The organism is Escherichia sp. MOD1-EC5950, from assembly GCF_002965345.1.
Classification (GTDB): domain Bacteria; phylum Pseudomonadota; class Gammaproteobacteria; order Enterobacterales; family Enterobacteriaceae; genus Escherichia; species Escherichia marmotae.
The window spans coordinates 1-1,026 of sequence record NZ_PTSR01000103.1; the positions used below are offsets into that span (position 1 = coordinate 1).

Genomic DNA, 1,026 nt, shown 5'->3' on the forward strand with positions numbered 1-1,026 from the left:
AAAACGGATGTTTATTCAACACTGCCTGCGTGCCATGAGTGCACCGCCGTCAATTAAATGGACTGCATTGATTGATACCGGGTATCAGTGATGGTTTTTTGCTCCATTTCCCGGACAATGGATGCAACTTCCCCGATGCGGCTCTCAGCCGCACCACCGCATCCTGGCCAGTGGCTCATGCATCATAACCAGCTCTGCCAGACGGTATCCCCGCTTCAGCCCCGTAAAACGCATCTGACTTCCGCACAGTACGCATTTCAGCGGGTCAACCTTCAGTAACCGCTGATACATCCCCCTCCATGTTATTTGCCTTGCCGTTTTTCTCACTGTCTCCGTTATGGTGTATACCACCTCTTCCAGTAAGCGCCGCTTCACCGGACTCAGGAACCCGTAGTACCTCACCATACGGAACCCCTTATCTGCCACATGCCACGAGAACCTTTCCATAAACTCATCACCGCTCATCACAAGGTACTCTTCCCGCCGTGTGCGGTGGCTGTTATAACGCAGACCGATTTCATCCTGACCGGCATAATGCTCCAGACGACTCATCGGCACCTGTGGCTTTTTCAGGTAAGAGCCGAAGTACACCGCCACATGTGTGGCGTTATCCATCACCCGGGATACGTTGACATTCCAGCCACGGCGGTAATGCGTGTCCAGGAAGCGATTCCAGTCCCGTTTACTGCTTCCTTCTGCTGCCAGCGCATCCGGTATCACCAGGTCCGGATATTTCCGTGACAGCAACCGCGTTATCCGGTAACGCCACATGCTCATCACCTTACGGGCGTAAAAATGAAGGTTTTTCCAGGTATGACCTGACGTCACACCACCGGCAGTGGTCGACAGATGAATATGTGGATGCCATTGCTGGTCACGGCCCCATGTGTGGATTACCGTGAATACCCCCGGTTCCACATCCGCCTAGCGGCAGATTTCCAGTATCACATCCGCTGCAATACGGCTCATCTCTGCCAGTAACCACCGGTTGTGGAACACCAGGGACCAGAACTGGCAGGGAAGTGT

At 53.7% G+C, this 1,026-nt stretch carries 1 pseudogene; it reads right to left on the minus strand.

The features are described from left to right. Window positions 1-144: 144 nt before the first annotated feature. Window positions 145-1,026 (minus strand): annotated as a pseudogene (locus tag BEA93_RS24465) (IS91 family transposase); the annotation flags it as partial.